This window comes from Tractidigestivibacter sp. (assembly GCF_050946515.1).
Taxonomy (GTDB): Bacteria; Actinomycetota; Coriobacteriia; order Coriobacteriales; family Atopobiaceae; genus Tractidigestivibacter.
The window spans coordinates 76050-91376 of sequence record NZ_JBMNUX010000001.1 but is presented as its reverse complement, the minus strand read 5'-3'; the positions used below and the strand labels follow the sequence as shown (position 1 = coordinate 91376).

Sequence of the window (15327 nt, the reverse complement as noted above, 5' to 3'; positions counted from 1 at the left end):
TCCCGGTCCTGTCTAAAATACTGTAATCGTGATTATTAAAAACGTCTTTCTTTTATTGAGCCCAATCGGCAGGCGGCAAGAAAGAGAGAGGGCAGCCGTCGAAACGACCGCCCCTCTCTCTTGTAAGAAGCTATGCCGATAAGCCTCAGGAAAGCTGAACGCTGGCGAGGCTCTCCTTCTATTGTTCGGTAGCGCAGCGAAGGCGTAGGAACGTAAGGAACTGCTGCGTCTTCTCGTCCATCTGAGAGGACGAACGATGTATGGCATACAGGTTTCGTGTGGCGGATGGACAGTTGAAGTCAAACGCGACAAGCCGCCCCTCCTTGACGCGGTCCTTGACCGCCCTATAGGACATGACGCTGACGCCGAGCCCCGTCTCCACCAGGTTCTTGATGGCCTCTTGGTCATTGATGCGCGCGACGATGTTCAGGCTTTCGCTCGCGATGCCTTCCTCCACGAAGATCTGGTCCATGACCCCGCGAGAGGCGCTTCCCTCGCGCCGTTCGATAATCGGGTTTTCCGTCAAGATGTACGCAATCGTCGTCCTCGAGGGCCTTTTGCTCTCAGCGACAAGCTGCTTGGTCGCTGCCGTAACCAAGACGAGGCGGTCCTTGCAGATGGGCACGCTCTCAATCGTTGGGTCTTCGGGAGACATCCCAATGACGCCCAGGTCGAAGAGCCCCTCCTTGAGGCTTGAGAGCACGCCTTGACTATCGTCCTGATAGATAACGAATTTGACGTCGGGGTACTCTTGGGAGAACTCCGAGAGCACCGTGGGAAGGATGTAGGCGGACGGAATGGACGAGGCGCCCAGATATATCGTCTTGGAGTCGCGCTCCCTCGCTGCGCCAATGATGTGGTCATACATCGTGAGCATGTCGACGGCCTGGTCGTAGATGCGCTCGCCTTTGGGCGTGAGCTCGACGCGCTTTGCCGTGCGAAGCACCAGCGGAACCCCGAGCTCCTCCTCCAGCATGCGCACATGGGTCGACACCGTTGGCTGCGAGACGCCCAGAAGGCTGGCCGCCCCGGTAAAGCTCCCGCATTCGACGACCGTGACGAATGACCGAAGCTGCTTGAAGTCCATGTACGCTCCCCGCCCTTTTTCAAGTCCCAAGCAATGGCGCTTGCTTGGGACTGCGTTTTCCGCATGCCTAGCACCATCTATAGAGTAGTTTACCTACATATTGGGATTTTTAATTACTATGGAATTCGTCCATAAAATGACCTGCCGAGAGGGGGAAGGCGGGCTGAGACCCGCCAAGCAGATGGGAAGAGTCAGGTACACAGACGAGGAGCGCCGGACCGTCGTCCACACCTTCGTGGAGGCAACGCGCAAGATCGTTATCGAGAAGGGCGCACGCGCCGTGTCGATTCGCGAGATCTCCCGTCAGACGGGCTATAGCAGCGCAACGCTCTACCTCTACTTTGCCGACGTGGACGAGCTTTTGATGTACGTGGGAATCCAGCCGCTCACCAAGATGTGCGAGGAGCTTGCTGCCGAGACCGACAAACGCATGAGCGCAGAGGAGCGCTACGAGCGCGCCTGGCGCATAACATGCGAGTACAGCTTCCGAGACCCCGACCTCTTCTACAGCCTCTTCTTCGGAACGCATCGAGTAGAGATAACCAACGTGGTGCAGCGCTACTACAGCGTCTTTCCCGAAGAGCTCAACAAGGTCGATCCCGGGGCGCTCACGATACTTATGCAGGGGGACATCGAGGAGCGCGGAAGCAATGCCCTCGCCCCCCGAGCGGACGAGCTGCATATGAGCGACCACGACCGTGAGATCGCAAACATTATCGCGATTGACCACTATCGCTGCATGCTCCTCGAGCTGCGCGGGCGCGGCCACAGCGAGGAAGATGCCACAGCGCTCGCGAAGGAGTTCTTGGAGGTCGCTTGCTTCGTCACCAAAGATCGGGGCTAAGGCGTCATCTCAAGCTCCTCGCATCAAGGAGGGGCATGGCGAGAGCAGGTGGGAATCGAACCCACCCGAGCGACCGCGAGGCCGCTCGTACTGGTTTTGAGGACCAGAGGGCACACCAGCCACCCTTCTGCTCTCCTGACCTTCGAGCTCAAATTGCCTTAGCGCGATATGTGAGTATCGCGGCTCGAGGTCCTATTGTACGAGACGAGCGAGCACCTCGCACACAAGGTCGCTGACGGAAGACCATGAGGCTGCCGATGCGTCAACGCACGTCGGACGAACAAGCAGCGCCTGTCTCATTGCCTGCGCCAGACGACGCTCGAAGGCAGGAAGGTCCTCTTCCACCGGCACGCCAACCCCGGCCATCCGAGGCGGCTTCACCCAGGTGACAGGAGCATTGGGAACGCGCCCGCAAATCCAGGAGCGAATCCCCGGAAGGTCGGTGCATACGACGACGCACCCGGAAGCCAGCGCCTCAACGACGGTAAGAGGAAGCCCCTCGAAGAAGGATGGAAGCACATACACCTGGGCTTGACGATAGCGAGCCGCAAGCGAGCCCTGGTCTAGCTTTCCAACATAGCGAGAAAAAGGAAGGGCGCATGAACGCTGAACGAGGTCAGCGAATTCCTCTCCCTCTCCCCCTCCGGCAAGCTCCAAGGAAAACGGATCGCACGATTGGTCATCTTTTAGCAGCTCGCAGGCGCGCAAGAGCGACTCGACGCCTTTCGCACGACAGATCTTTCCCGCATAGAGAACGTGCCTTGGGATGCGTTCGGATGGATCTCCAGGATGGAAGACCGAGCTGTCAAAGCCAACGCCCACGGCCATCGTTCGCTCGGGAGGGAGCGAGAAGACGCGCTCGACCTCCTCGCGCTGCGCGTCATGCAAGCAGAGGACCATGTCAAGGTTGCCGATTCCCTTTATGACGAAATCGCGCTCGGGACCATTTCGGGCAAGTTGGCGAAGACCCGTTGAGTGGCACACGCCGACGACTGGTCTATCGCGAATGATGCTGGCCGCGATGGCCGTCACGATATAGAGATGATGAGAGACGACGACGTCGGGATTGAACTCGTCGACCGCCTTGGCTATCTCCCTCTTGAACGCGCCGGCGAATGCCTGAAGCTGGCCATCTGACAGGTCGCGATAGCGCGTTGCTGGGTAAGGCATGGAGTCTGACATCCCGCACACATGGAAGGGAAGCTCTTCGGAGTCGAACCTCACGGCTCGGACCTCTGAAGGGGAAAGAGAGGACGGAAAAGGCTCGCCCGAGGGAAGACCACAAAGAACGCAGGCCTCGTTTCCTCGGGCGAGCTGCCCATGCACAAGTTGTGTCAGGTACACCCCGCTTCCCGTCGAGTCAGGCCGCTGGGCCGAGATGTTCAGAATGCGCATGGCCGCGATCAGACAACTTTCAAGGAGACGTCAGCCTTGTCGAGGACGCGCCCGACGATTGCTCCCACATGGCCTTGGCCCTCAAGCCGAGAGACAAGCTTGATGGCATCAGCCTGAGGAAGGGCAAAGATGAGCCCGCCAGAGGTCTGGGGGTCGTAGAGCAGGTCAGAGACGTCGTCATGCACGCCGTCGGCAATGGAGACCCGAGTTCCGAAATAATCGCGGTTACGATAAGCTCCCGCGGGAATCACGCCCATTGCAGCCATCTCACGAGCCTTGGGAAGAAGCGGCACCGACGAGGCTCGCAGCTCAATGCAGACGCCGGAGCCTTCTGCCATCTCGCATAGGTGTCCGATAAGGCCAAAGCCCGTCACGTCAGTGCAAGCGTGAACGTCAAGGCCGTGCGCAGCCTCGGCAGCATACTTGTTCAGAAGGCGCATCGTGTCGATGGCCATGCGCTCGGCACGCTTGTCGTCGAGAACCTCTCCCTTAATTGCCGTGTTGATGACGCCGGTCCCAAGAGGCTTCGTCAAGACCAGGGCGTCGCCCGCCTTTGCGGTGCTGTTGGCAAGAATCTCCTCTGGACGAGCGAACCCCGTGACGCACATCCCGTACTTTGGCTCGTCATCCGCAATGGTATGGCCACCGACGATTGTGCACCCGGCCTCCATCGCCTTGTCGGCCCCGCCGGCAAGAATTTGGTTTGCGACCGAGACGTCCAGGCAGCTGGGGAAGCACAAGAGGTTCATCGCCAAGGTAGGCTTGCCTCCCATTGCCCACACGTCCGAAAGAGCGTTCGCGGCGGCAATCTGGCCAAAAGTGAAGGGGTCATCGACCATCGGCGGGAAGAAGTCGACGGTGTTGATCAGCGCCACATCGTCGCTCACCTTGTAGACGCACGCGTCGTCAGAGGTGTCATAGCCAACGAGGACGCGATCGTTTTTTATGTTTGGAAGCTCGCGCAGAACCTGCGCGAGGGCGTCAGGCGCCAATTTGGCAGCTCAACCAGAGGCGGTCGTCATCTGCGTGAGGCGTATGTCCTCGCTGCTCATTCGTCCCTCCAATCGCGTCTTGGGATGAAGAATTGAATGGTGAATCCTTTGAAAGCCTACCATAGGCCAAGCGAGGCGGGCCATTCGCCATTCATCTGCAATTCCCATTAATAATAAACGCGATTAGCATATATGCTCTTCCATGCTTGCCAAGCAAAGGTGCGGGCGATATCAAGGCGAGGGGAACACGGGAGGGGCATCGGGATGGAAGGTGCGAGAGGCGTCGGGATCGACATCGGGTCCACCGCCACAAAGGCCATCGTGATGGATGCGGAGGGCGGCATCACGCAGCGCATCCTCATCCCAACCGGCTACAGCAGCATAGACGCGGCGAGGCGGGCGAAAGAAGAGCTTCTCGAGCGAGGGATCGACGTGGATGACCCCGCGTGCTCCGTCGTCGCAACGGGCTACGGCAGAATTGCCGTCCCCTACGCAGTGCGCTGCGTGACAGAAATCACCTGCCATGGCAAGGGCGCTAGCTGGCTCTTTGGAAAAGATGGCACCGTGATAGACGTGGGAGGCCAAGACACCAAGGTCATCAGCCTCCGCGGCGGTCGAGTGGTCAAATTCGCCATGAACGACAAGTGCGCCGCAGGAACGGGACGCTTCCTCGAGGTAATGGCAGACAGGCTTGGGGTGAGCCAAGAGGAGCTCTCGGCGCTTGCCGCCAGGGGCGGGAACACCAGCATCTCAAGCATGTGCACCGTCTTTGCCGAGTCGGAGGTCATCTCGCTCGTAGGGCAGGGAGAGCCTCGCGAGAACATCGCCTTCGCGATCATCGAGTCGGTCGTCGGTCGCGTCGCCGCGCTTGCTGGCCAGTCGGTTGGCGCCCCCTTCTTCCTGACGGGCGGGCTTTGCGACAACGGATACGTGGTGGAGCGCCTTGGCAAGGCGATAGGAAATCCCGTGGAGACCTGCACCGACGCACGCTACGCCGGAGCCATCGGGGCGGCGCTCCTCGCAACGTGCTAGCCCTATGCTTCTGTCTGGCTAGCCCGAGCGTTCGCCTTCGCTCTTGTCCTTATCGCGATTACGGAGAAAACGGCTGCCATCGGCAAGTCGAGAGATTCCAGCGCGGTCGAATGACTCGAGGAAGAGCTGCGCAAACTTTCGCGAGACGCCAAGCCGCTCCTTATACTGCGCAAGCGTGACGGACTCTCGCTCGTCGAACATCGCGACGAAAACAGACTTGGCGCGGTCATAGCACTTGCCTGTGCAAAGCGTCGTTTGAGAGAGCGGGATAATCTCGCCGTCACGGCTCATCCGGGCCACCACTCGATCGAATGACTTCCGGTCTGTCGTGACGCTGTCGAAAAGGGAATCTTTCGAAGGCGGCTGGAAGCCTGCCGCGTCGAGCGCCCTCAGTATGGACATACGAAGAGCGGCGTCTTCTGGGGGGTAGCTGGCCTCGTGTCCTGGAAGCGACGCCACGCCTTCCCGCACCTCGAGCATTCCCTCTCGTGCAAGCAGGCCTATCAGGGAGTCCTCGGTCTTTTGGCCAGATGCCCCTACGTGTAGCGACGAGATGCGCTCGCGGAGCTCTCCAAGCCCCATCCCATCACGCAGGGGGTGCGCGCGATGGTAGTCGGCAAGGCATTCCCCCAGCTTTTTGGCTAGCCCCTCGAGCGCAGAGGAAGATACGTAACCGCGGTCGGCCCGAAGAGCCTCCTTCTGCTCGACCATTGCATCGAGCTCAGCCCTTGCCTCTTCGCAAGAGAGCCCGCACAGAAGCGCGACCGCTTCGGCATCGACGAGCGAGCAGCGGGAGTCGACGACGACTTGCCGCACGCGCTCGCTGGCTTCGCCGGAGAGGTGGCGCAGGCGCAAGACAGCTGTCTCGTCGTGGCGCTTCATCCGGCGCCCACCCAGCTCAAGCACCACGCCGCCGCCCACCGTAGCCAAAGGAGAGAAGAACCGCACGACAAAGCGGTCGCCCGGCCTTGCGACGAGGTCATCTGCAAAGGAAAGCTGCGCGAAGTCCGTCTCGCCCGCCGTCAGCTCGTCACAAGAGAAGAGCCTGACCCGGCAAATCAGCTGCTGCGTCCCCAGATAGAAGTGAAGCTGGGAGGCATTCTTGACCGAGAAGGGGGCGTCGCCCATCAAATGCAACCTGACCGTCGCCCGGCGCGACACCATAACGCTATCAGGGGCGGCGAGCGTCGTTCCGCGGGCTACGTCTTCTGTCGTGGCATTGGGAACGTTGATAGCGACGCGCATCCCAGCCTGAGCGGAGCCAACGTCTTTTCCAAAGAACTGAAGCTCGCGAGCACGCAGCGGCCTTTCCGAAGGAAACGCGACGAGCCCCTCCCCTTGCCGCAGCTTCCCCTCGGTCATGGTGCCGGTGACGACCGTCCCCGCTCCACGAACAGAAAAGGCACGGTCCACAGGAAGACGAAAGGGACGGTCGACCAGGGCAGGAGAGCTCATTTCTACCATATGGTCTATCAGGGCGAGCAGCTCGGGTATCCCCTCTCCCGTAAGAGAGGAGACGGAGACCAGGGGAGCGTCCTCAAGGAACGTCCCCTTCACGCGCTTGCGAACGTCCTCCTCGACAAGCGAGAGCCACTCGCCATCGACCAAGTCTTTCTTGGTGATCACGATAATGCCGCTTTTCACGTCGAGAAGCGTCAGTATGTCAAGATGCTCCTGGCTCTGGGGCATAAAGCCCTCGTCTGCAGCGACGACGAAGAGAACGGTGTCAAATCCCGTTGCCCCAGCGAGCATGTTGTCAATCAGCCGCTCATGACCGGGCACGTCGACGACGCTCGCCGTCCGGCCGCTCGGCAAGACGAGCGGGGCAAACCCAAGGTCAAGCGTGATGCCGCGCTCTTGCTCAGCAGCCCATCGGTCAGTATTGACGCCAGTCAAGGCTCGCGTGAGCTCGGTTTTCCCATGGTCGACATGACCGGCCGTCCCAATGACCACGTGCCGCAAAGTCCTCGCCGCCCATTCCACAATGAAAGCCAGCAACCAAAATTACGCTTGCCATGGTAAGCGAAAACTCGAGCCTCGTCGGCAGGGACCAGAGAGTCTCTGACCGGGGTCGTTTGCGGTGTGCAATTCGAGAGGTCAGAAGAAACAGGCGCCCGCTTCCACATGTTGGGAACCAGGCGCCAGTCCAGCCTCAGTCGGCTGTCACGAACCTCTTAGTGCTGCACGTGTGCGTCCAGCTTGTCAAGGTCTTGCAGCGCGTAGACGTCGAGAGGGCCCTTGCGCAGCGCGGCGATGGCCTGAATCAGCGCCGTTGCGCCAGACATCGTCGTTGCCATGTCGATTCCGCGGTTGACGGCCTCGCTCCTGATCTTTGCGCCGTCTCCGCGAGAGCTCCCGCCGCGCGGCGTGTTGATCAGGAAGGAAATCTCCCCCGCCGCCATCATGTCGAGGATGTTCGGACTGCCCTCGGAGATGGGCCGCACGACCTCGCAGTCAATCCCGGCGGCGCGCAGCGTCTTTGCGGTTCCTCGCGTGGAGACGAGCGTGTATCCCAGATTGGAAAGCGACAGCGCGACGGGCGCAATCGATCGCTTGTCGCGGTCGCACACTGAGACGAACACCTTGCCCGACATGGGAATCTCGTAGTCGATGGCCTCGCGCGTCTTTGCGTAAGCCTTGGGGAACGTGGTGTCCAGCCCCATGACCTCGCCGGTCGACTTCATCTCGGGCCCAAGCTGCACGTCGGCGCCGGGGAAGCGGCTCCAGGGCATGACGGCCTCCTTGACCGCGTAGTGACCGACCTCGCGGTCCTCGGGCGGAAGTCCCAGATCAGAGATCTTCTCGCCAGACATGATGCGAGCCGCACAGCGAGCGAGCGACACGCCCGTCGCCTTGGACGAGAAGGGCACCGTGCGGCTTGCGCGCGGGTTCAGCTCGATAACGAAGACCTGCTCGTCGCGCACGGCGTACTGGATGTTCAGGAGGCCGTGGATGTCGCAGGCGAGCGCCAGTTTGCGCGTGGTCTCGCGCACGCGCTCCACGATGGAGTCGGAAAGCGAGAACGGTGGCCAGCAGCATGCGGAGTCGCCGGAATGGATGCCGCACTCCTCGATGTGCTCGAGCACCGACCCCACGTAGCACTGCTCGCCGTCGCAGAGCGCGTCGACGTCCAGCTCGATGGCGTCCTCGAGGAAGGAGTCGAGGTAGACCGGGTGGTCAGGAGAGACGCGCGTGGCCTCGGCCATGTATTTGCGAAGGTCGTCATGGTCGTAGACGATCGCCATGCCGCGACCGCCCAGCACGTAGCTCGGACGGACCAGAAGCGGGTAGCCGATGCGGCGCGCGACGGAGGTTGCGTCTTCCATGGTCTCGGCGGTCGACGAGGGCGGGTAGGCAATCTGGAGCTTGTCCAGAAGCCCGGCGAAGCGGTCGCGGTCCTCGGCAAGGTCGATGGCCTCGGGCTGGGTTCCCATGATGGGGACGCCCGCCGCCTTGAGGCGGCTCGCTAAGTTGATGGGGGTCTGGCCTCCCAACGTCACGATGACGCCGACGGGGCGCTCGACCTCGATTACGTTCATGACGTCCTCGAAGGTCAGCGGCTCGAAGTACAGGCGGTCGGAGGTGTCGTAGTCGGTCGAGACGGTCTCGGGGTTGCAATTGACCATGACCGTCTCGTAGCCCTTGTCCTCGAGCGCGTAGGCAGCGTGGACGCAGCAGTAGTCGAACTCGATGCCCTGCCCGATGCGGTTGGGGCCGGCGGAGAGGATCACCACGCGCGGCCTCTCTGCGTCGGTGTGCTCGCTCGCGCCGCCGGGCTCGTAGGTGAAGTAGTGGTAGCTCGTGCGCGCGGCAAACTCGCCCGCGCAGGTGTCGACGGTCTTCACGAGCGGCTTCACGCCCACGACCTCGCGCACGGCGCGCACGACCTCCTCGCTCGTGTGCGTAAGGAAGGCAATCTGCTTGTCCGAGAATCCCAGCTGCTTGGCAGCCAGCATGTGGTCGTGGTCAAGGCCGGTAAGGCCAAGCTCGGAAATCTTCTTCTCGGCAGTCACGATGTCGTCGATGCGATGCAAGAACCACGGGTCGATGTGCGTGAGCTCAAACACGCGCTCCACGCTCCATCCACGGCGAAGCGCCTCCGCCACATAGAGGATTCGCTGCGGCGTGGGAGTCGCGACGCGCTCCTCGAAGTTCTCCTCGTCGAAGTCGTCGTTGCCGTCAGCGCCCAGGCCGGCGTGGCCCTGCTCGAGCGAGCGCATGGCCTTCTGGAGCGCCTCCTCGAAGGTGGAGCCAATGGCCATGACCTCGCCCACGGCCTTCATGCGCGTGGTGAGCGTGGAGTCGGCGCCCTTGAACTTCTCGAAGGCAAAGCGCGGGATCTTGACCACGCAGTAGTCAATCGAGGGCTCGAAGCAGGCAGGAGTCGCCTGAGTGATGTCGTTGGTGATCTCGTCGAGGGTGTAGCCGACGGCGAGAAGGGCGGCCTCCTTGGCGATCGGGAAGCCCGTGGCCTTGGACGCGAGCGCCGAGGAGCGGCTGACGCGCGGGTTCATCTCGATCACGATCACGCGGCCGTCGTTGGGGTTCACGGCGAACTGCACGTTGGAGCCGCCGCAGGCAACGCCCACGCGCTCGAGCACGGCAAGCGAGTAGTCCCTCAGGCGCTGCATCTCGAAGTCGGTGAGCGTCTGGCAAGGGGCCACGGTAATGGAGTCGCCGGTGTGGACGCCCATGGGATCGAGGTTCTCGATGCCGCAGACCACGATGCCGTTGCCGGCGGAGTCGCGCATGACCTCCATCTCGATCTCTTTCCAGCCCTCGAGGCTCTGCTCGATAAGCACCTCGGAGTTGGCAGAGAGGGCTAGGCCCTCGCGAGCGATGCGCACCAGGTCGTCGTGGTCGTAGGCCATGCCGCCGCCTGCGCCGCCAAGCGTGTAGGCCGGGCGGATGACCACGGGGTATCCGATATCCTCTGCGGCGCGCTCGCACTCCTCGAGCGTGTGCGCGGTCTCGGAGCGCGCCACCTCAAGGCCGATGTCGCGCATGGCGTCGGCAAAGAGCTGGCGGTCCTCGCCAGTCTGGATCGAGTTGATGTCGCAGCCGATGACCTCTACCCCGTACTTGTCGAGGACGCCCTGCTCGGCAAGCGCGACGGCGCAGTTGAGGCCGGTCTGCCCTCCCATGTTGGGCAGAAGCGCGTCCGGGCGCTCCTTCTCGATGACCTTGGCCACGGACGCCGCGGTGATGGGCTCCACGTAGGTGCGGTCGGCCGTCTCGGGGTCGGTCATGATCGTTGCCGGGTTGGAGTTCACGAGCACGACCTCGTAGCCCTCTTGGCGCAGCGCCTTGCAGGCCTGGGTGCCGGAATAGTCAAACTCGCAGGCCTGGCCGATGACGATGGGGCCAGAGCCGATGATGAGAATCTTCTTGATGTCGGTACGCTTGGGCATCTAGAAGCGCCTCCCCTCGCGGACGTCGATGGCAAGGTAGTCGTCGCGCCCGTCCATCAGGCGCGAGAACGACTCGAACATGTATGCCGAGTCGTTGGGGCCGGGCTTGGCCTCCGGGTGGTACTGCATCGAGAAGGCCGGGACGTCCAGGAACTGGATTCCTTCAGGAGTGCCATCGTTGAGGTTCACGTGCGTCAGCCGGATGCGACCGTAGCGCTCGTTTTTCACGACCGGCGCCACGCGCATGCGGCTCCACTCAAGCAAGTCGTCGGGGTGCTCGGAGATGCCGCCGGAAAGCTCGGGCACGAGCGGGCCGAACGTGGGGAACACCGGGCCGTAGTTGTGGTTTTGGGCCGTGATCTCCACCTTGCCGGTAAGCAGGTTCATCACGGGCTCGTTTCCGCCGTGGTGGCCGTACGGGAGCTTCTCGACCTTGGCGCCCGTGGCAAGGGTGATCATCTGGTTGCCCAGGCAGATGCCAAAGACGGGGAGCTTCCCCAAGATGGCGCGCACGGTGTCAGGCACCCCGGGCACGGTCTCGGGGTCGCCGGGGCCGTTGGAGAAGAAGACGCCGTCGGGATCGTAGGAGAGGATCTTCTCGGCGGGCGTGTCCCAAGGCACGACGGTGACCTCGATTCCCACGTTGGCCATGCGCTGCACGATGCCTGCCTTCTCGCCGCAGTCGACGGCCACGACGCGGTGACGGACCTCCTGCGCAGGCTTTATGACCTGCGGCTCCTTGCACGAGACGTCTGCCACGTAGTTGTGCTCCGAGATGTGCGGGCTCTCGCGCACGCGGCGCACGAGGCTCACGGGGTCGGTGTCGGTGGTGGAGATTGCCGCACGCATCGCACCGCCCTCGCGAATCGCCAGCGTGAGCGCGCGGGTGTCGACGTCCTCGATGCCCACGACGCCTCGCTTGGCGAGGAAGTCAGGCAGGCTGATGACCGACTGCCAGTTGCTGGGCTCATAGCATGCGTCATGGCAGACGACGCCCTTGAGGCTCAGCTCGGATGCCTGCATGTCCTTCTCGTTGATGCCATAATTTCCCAGCTGGGGATAGGTAAACGTAACAATCTGGCCCGCGTAGGATGGGTCAGAGACAATCTCTTGATAGCCGACCATCGAGGTGTTGAAGACGACCTCGCCGAAGACCTCGCCCTCGGCCCCAAAGCTTCGGCCCTTGAAGGTCATGCCGTTCTCGAGGGCCAGAAGCGCCTCAGGATGCTTGCCTTCGTCTACGAGAAGATTCACGGTCACACCGTCCCTTCGTCCATTGGCTGGCAGCTGCCTCGTCAGAAAAACGGGAGCACCGCCGCCTAGCGACGCTGCTCCCGTAAAAGTTCATGAGGCCTGCTTCACCAGCATCTCCTTGTCGGTATCTCGGTACCGCTCTTAAAGGTCAGCAAGCATTGTAGCGGAGCGCTTTGGCCGGAAAGGCCCCCTCCATGCTCTGGCAATGGAATGGTCACATAGCTGCCCAAACGTTAGGCGACCTTCAATAATGGCAGGAAGACCCCTCAAGACGCAAAAGCGCCGCGTCCCTAAGAGACTTGGGACGTGGCGCTGCGCGAGGCGAAGAGAGCGAGAAGGGTTAGCAGATGCCCTGCGCCATCATGGCGTCGGCGACCTTCAGGAAGCCGGCGATGTTGGCGCCAAAGACGAGGTTGCCCTCGTGGCCGTACTCCCTGGCCGCGCTGGAGGCAGCCTCGTAGATGCTGGCCATGATGCCCTTGAGCCTGCCGTCTACCTCGTCGAACGGCCAGGAGATGTGACCGGCGTTCTGGCTCATCTCAAGGCCGGACGTGGCGACGCCGCCGGCGTTTGCGGCCTTGCCGGGCGCAAAGAAGACGCCGTTGTTGATGAGGTACTCGGTAGCCTCGGTGGACGTCGGCATGTTGGCGCCCTCGACCACGAAGCGGACGCCGTTCTTGACGAGCTTCTCGGCATCAGCGAGCTCGAGCTCGTTCTGCGTGGCGCACGGCATGGCGATGTCGCACTTCTCGCCCCAAGGACGCTCGCCCTCGTGGTAGGCGGCGCCGGGCTTGCGATCGGCGTACTCCTTGATGCGGCCGCGCTCGACCTGCTTGATCTGGCAGAGCAGGTCGAAGTCGATGCCGGCGGGGTCATAGACGTAGCCGTTGGAGTCGGAGGCGGTGACGGGCTTGGCGCCGAGCTGCTCGAGCTTCTGGATGGCGTACTGGGCGACGTTGCCGGCACCGGAGACGCAGACGGTCTTGCCGGCGAGCTCCTCGCCCTTCTCGGCGACCATGTGGGTCAGGAAGTAGACAGCGCCGTAGCCGGTGGCCTCAGTGCGGGCGAGCGAGCCGCCATAGGAGAGCCCCTTGCCGGTAAGGACGCCGGACCACTCGTTGCGGATGCGCTTGTACTGGCCAAACAGGTAGCCGATCTCGCGGCCGCCGACGCCGATGTCGCCGGCGGGGACGTCGGTGTCAGGTCCGATGTAGCGGCAGAGCTCGGTCATGAAGCTCTGGCAGAAGGCCATGACCTCGCGGTCGGACTTGCCCTTGGGGTCAAAGTCAGCACCGCCCTTGGCGCCGCCCATGGGGAGGGTCGTCAGAGAGTTCTTGAAGATCTGCTCGAAGCCCAAAAACTTGAGGATGGAGAGGTTCACGGACGGGTGGAAGCGCAGGCCGCCCTTGTAGGGACCAATCGCCGAGTTGAACTCGACGCGATAGCCGTGGTTGACCTGGACCTTGCCGTTGTCGTCCACCCAAGGCACGCGGAACATGATGGTGCGCTCGGGCTCGACGAGGCGCTCGAGAAGGGCGGCCTCCTCGTACTCCGGGTGCTTGTCGAGTGCCGGCTGCAGCGTGGTAAGAACCTCGCGAGCAGCCTGGATGAACTCAGGCTGGTCGGCATAGCGGGACTCAAGATCCGCAATGACCCTCTCTGAATAGTTCACGTGTACCTCCGATGTCCGTTGTATGGGGAGAACCCCTCTTGGTTGCGCAAACAGCTGAGAACAGCCCGCCCGAACGGAGCTATCCTCTGCGCATGGAAGATGATATTTCCAGCAATTTTCGCCTGAGTTAATAGAAACATGACCGACACACGCACGATAACTGTCTGCATTCTTTTAGCCGTGCTCTCCACAAATGTCTCCAGTCAGGTGACCGAAATCGTCGCAATGCAGTCGCGCGCAGACCGAAAACCGTGAGGTTTAAGATGAATCGCGGATTCAAAGTTGCCGTAGAGCCTTCGCTCCCCTATACTCAGTTGGCGGCTCCGGGGTGTGGCGCAGCTTGGTAGCGCATCTGCTTTGGGAGCAGAGGGTCGCTGGTTCGAATCCAGTCACCCCGACCACGTGCGGCGGTAGTTCAATTGGTAGAGCGTCAGCCTTCCAAGCTGATTGTTGCGGGTTCGAGTCCCGTCCGCCGCTCCACGACCGCTCGGGCCCATGGCGAACTTCGCCGTGGGCCCTTCGCATTTCATGGCACCCAAGGAGGGCGAGATGGAGCAGTCTCCGCTCGGACGAACGCTTGTCATAGCCAATCCCGCCGCCAGCAGCGGAAAGGGCGCACAAGCAGCCGAGTTCGTCGGTCGATTCTTGGATGCCTACCCCGCCGCAACGCGCGCCCATAAGCTCATATACACGCAGGGACCCCTTGACGCCGTCAGGCTGGCGCGGGAGGCAAGAGGGGTCGACACTGTGGTGGCGCTCGGCGGAGACGGCGTGATCCACGAGGTTGTGAATGGCCTTATGGAGCGGCCAAGGGCCGACCGCCCCAACCTTGCCATCATCCCCATGGGCTCCGGAAATGACTACGCCCGCACGCTGGGCATGGAGATGAACAATCCCTCCGCTTCGCTCTCCCAGCTTGTATCAGGGCGCATCGAGCAGGTAGAGGTGGGCCGCGTCAACCAAAGCTACTTCATGCAGACGCTCTCGTTTGGCCTTGACGCCGCCGTAGCGCTTGACACGGTCGACCGCCGCCAGGCAAAGACCTCCCAAGAGGGCGAGGAGCTCTTCATTACGTCGTGCCTCAAGATCTTCTCTCGGAGCTCAAAGGGCTGGCGCTGCAACGCGAGCTTTGACGGCGGGAAGATCGAGCAGCTCAGGAGCATCATCTTTGCCATGCAGGTTGGTCCCACTTATGGCGGAGGGTTCAAGATCTGCCCCGATGCCTCCCCCACTGACGGGCTTCTCGACACCTGCTACAACGTGAAGAACCCGCCCGCGGCATGGACGCTGGCGCTTGTGGGAAGCGCCCGCTTTGGCCTGCATACGCATTCGAGCTGCGTCAAGATGCGCAGGTTCTCTCACGCCGACCTTACGTTTGAGTCGGAGCCCCCTTGCCAGATGGATGGAGAGCGGCTCGTTGCGAAGCGATTTGTCGTGGACGTCGTCCCAAAGGCGCTCTCTGTTGTCATGCCGCGCGCATAGGCTGCAAGAAATCTGCGGTTGTAGGTCTTTTTAAGCGGAACTGCCAAGTATCACCCCTGAAGTGCCATTTTTCTACCAGCGGATCTTTAGAGAGTTAACTGACGCGTACTCGGGCAACCCGCAAAAAATGACCTACAACCGCAGATTTCTTGCAGCGA

The 15327-nt window shown here is 61.9% G+C and carries 10 protein-coding genes and 3 tRNA genes; 5 read left to right on the top strand and 8 right to left on the bottom strand.

What is annotated here, in order from left to right; translation table 11 throughout:
* Positions 1 to 178: 178 nt before the first annotated feature.
* A complete protein-coding gene (locus tag ACOYJL_RS00395; RefSeq protein WP_433568214.1) occupies positions 179 to 1087 on the bottom strand; it encodes a selenium metabolism-associated LysR family transcriptional regulator in 909 nt (302 codons plus the stop codon).
* 181 nt (positions 1088 to 1268) lie between these two features.
* Between ACOYJL_RS00395 and ACOYJL_RS00390 the strand changes: the two genes are divergently transcribed.
* Positions 1269 to 1931 carry a TetR/AcrR family transcriptional regulator gene (locus ACOYJL_RS00390; RefSeq protein ID WP_433568213.1) on the top strand — a complete coding sequence of 221 codons (663 nt, stop codon included), beginning with the start codon at positions 1269 to 1271 and terminating at the stop codon, positions 1929 to 1931.
* Positions 1932 to 1967: 36 nt separating this feature from the next.
* Here the strand turns inward: ACOYJL_RS00390 and ACOYJL_RS00385 are convergent.
* The 3 genes from ACOYJL_RS00385 to selD form a co-directional block, all read right to left on the bottom strand.
* Positions 1968 to 2066 (bottom strand) — tRNA-Sec (locus ACOYJL_RS00385).
* A 57-nt stretch (positions 2067 to 2123) separates the two neighbouring features.
* The gene (locus ACOYJL_RS00380; RefSeq protein ID WP_433568212.1) at positions 2124 to 3326 is read right to left on the bottom strand and encodes a glycosyltransferase family 4 protein; all 1203 of its coding nucleotides are present in this window, start codon (positions 3324 to 3326) and stop codon (positions 2124 to 2126) included.
* A gap of 8 nt (positions 3327 to 3334) precedes the next feature.
* On the bottom strand, positions 3335 to 4378 hold the full coding sequence (gene selD, locus ACOYJL_RS00375; protein WP_433568211.1) for a selenide, water dikinase SelD: 1044 nt from the start codon (positions 4376 to 4378) through the stop codon (positions 3335 to 3337).
* 204 nt (positions 4379 to 4582) lie between these two features.
* Between selD and ACOYJL_RS00370 the strand changes: the two genes are divergently transcribed.
* Positions 4583 to 5350, top strand: a complete 768-nt coding sequence (locus ACOYJL_RS00370; protein ID WP_433568210.1) for an acyl-CoA dehydratase activase — start codon at positions 4583 to 4585, stop codon at positions 5348 to 5350.
* A gap of 18 nt (positions 5351 to 5368) precedes the next feature.
* Here ACOYJL_RS00370 and selB read toward each other — a convergent pair whose 3' ends face one another.
* From selB to gdhA, 4 genes are all read right to left on the bottom strand, one after another.
* A complete protein-coding gene (selB, locus tag ACOYJL_RS00365; protein ID WP_433568209.1) occupies positions 5369 to 7303 on the bottom strand; it encodes a selenocysteine-specific translation elongation factor in 1935 nt (644 codons plus the stop codon).
* Between the two features lie 221 nt (positions 7304 to 7524).
* Positions 7525 to 10761: a carbamoyl-phosphate synthase large subunit gene (carB, locus tag ACOYJL_RS00360; RefSeq protein ID WP_433568208.1), complete on the bottom strand. Its 3237-nt coding sequence runs from the start codon at positions 10759 to 10761 to the stop codon at positions 7525 to 7527.
* Entirely contained in the window at positions 10762 to 12015 is a 1254-nt protein-coding gene (carA, locus tag ACOYJL_RS00355; protein ID WP_433568207.1) for a glutamine-hydrolyzing carbamoyl-phosphate synthase small subunit, read from the bottom strand.
* 340 nt (positions 12016 to 12355) lie between these two features.
* Positions 12356 to 13687 (bottom strand): NADP-specific glutamate dehydrogenase, encoded by a 1332-nt coding sequence (gdhA, locus tag ACOYJL_RS00350; protein WP_433568206.1) that lies wholly within the window; start codon positions 13685 to 13687, stop codon positions 12356 to 12358.
* A gap of 324 nt (positions 13688 to 14011) precedes the next feature.
* Here gdhA and ACOYJL_RS00345 point away from each other — a divergent pair.
* The 3 genes from ACOYJL_RS00345 (at position 14012) to ACOYJL_RS00335 (ending at position 15169) form a co-directional block, all read left to right on the top strand.
* Positions 14012 to 14088: transfer RNA gene (locus tag ACOYJL_RS00345), tRNA-Pro, on the top strand.
* Positions 14089 to 14091: 3 nt separating this feature from the next.
* Positions 14092 to 14167 (top strand) — tRNA-Gly (locus ACOYJL_RS00340).
* Positions 14168 to 14236: 69 nt separating this feature from the next.
* Positions 14237 to 15169, top strand: a complete 933-nt coding sequence (locus ACOYJL_RS00335; RefSeq protein WP_433568205.1) for a diacylglycerol/lipid kinase family protein — start codon at positions 14237 to 14239, stop codon at positions 15167 to 15169.
* Positions 15170 to 15327 lie beyond the last annotated feature (158 nt).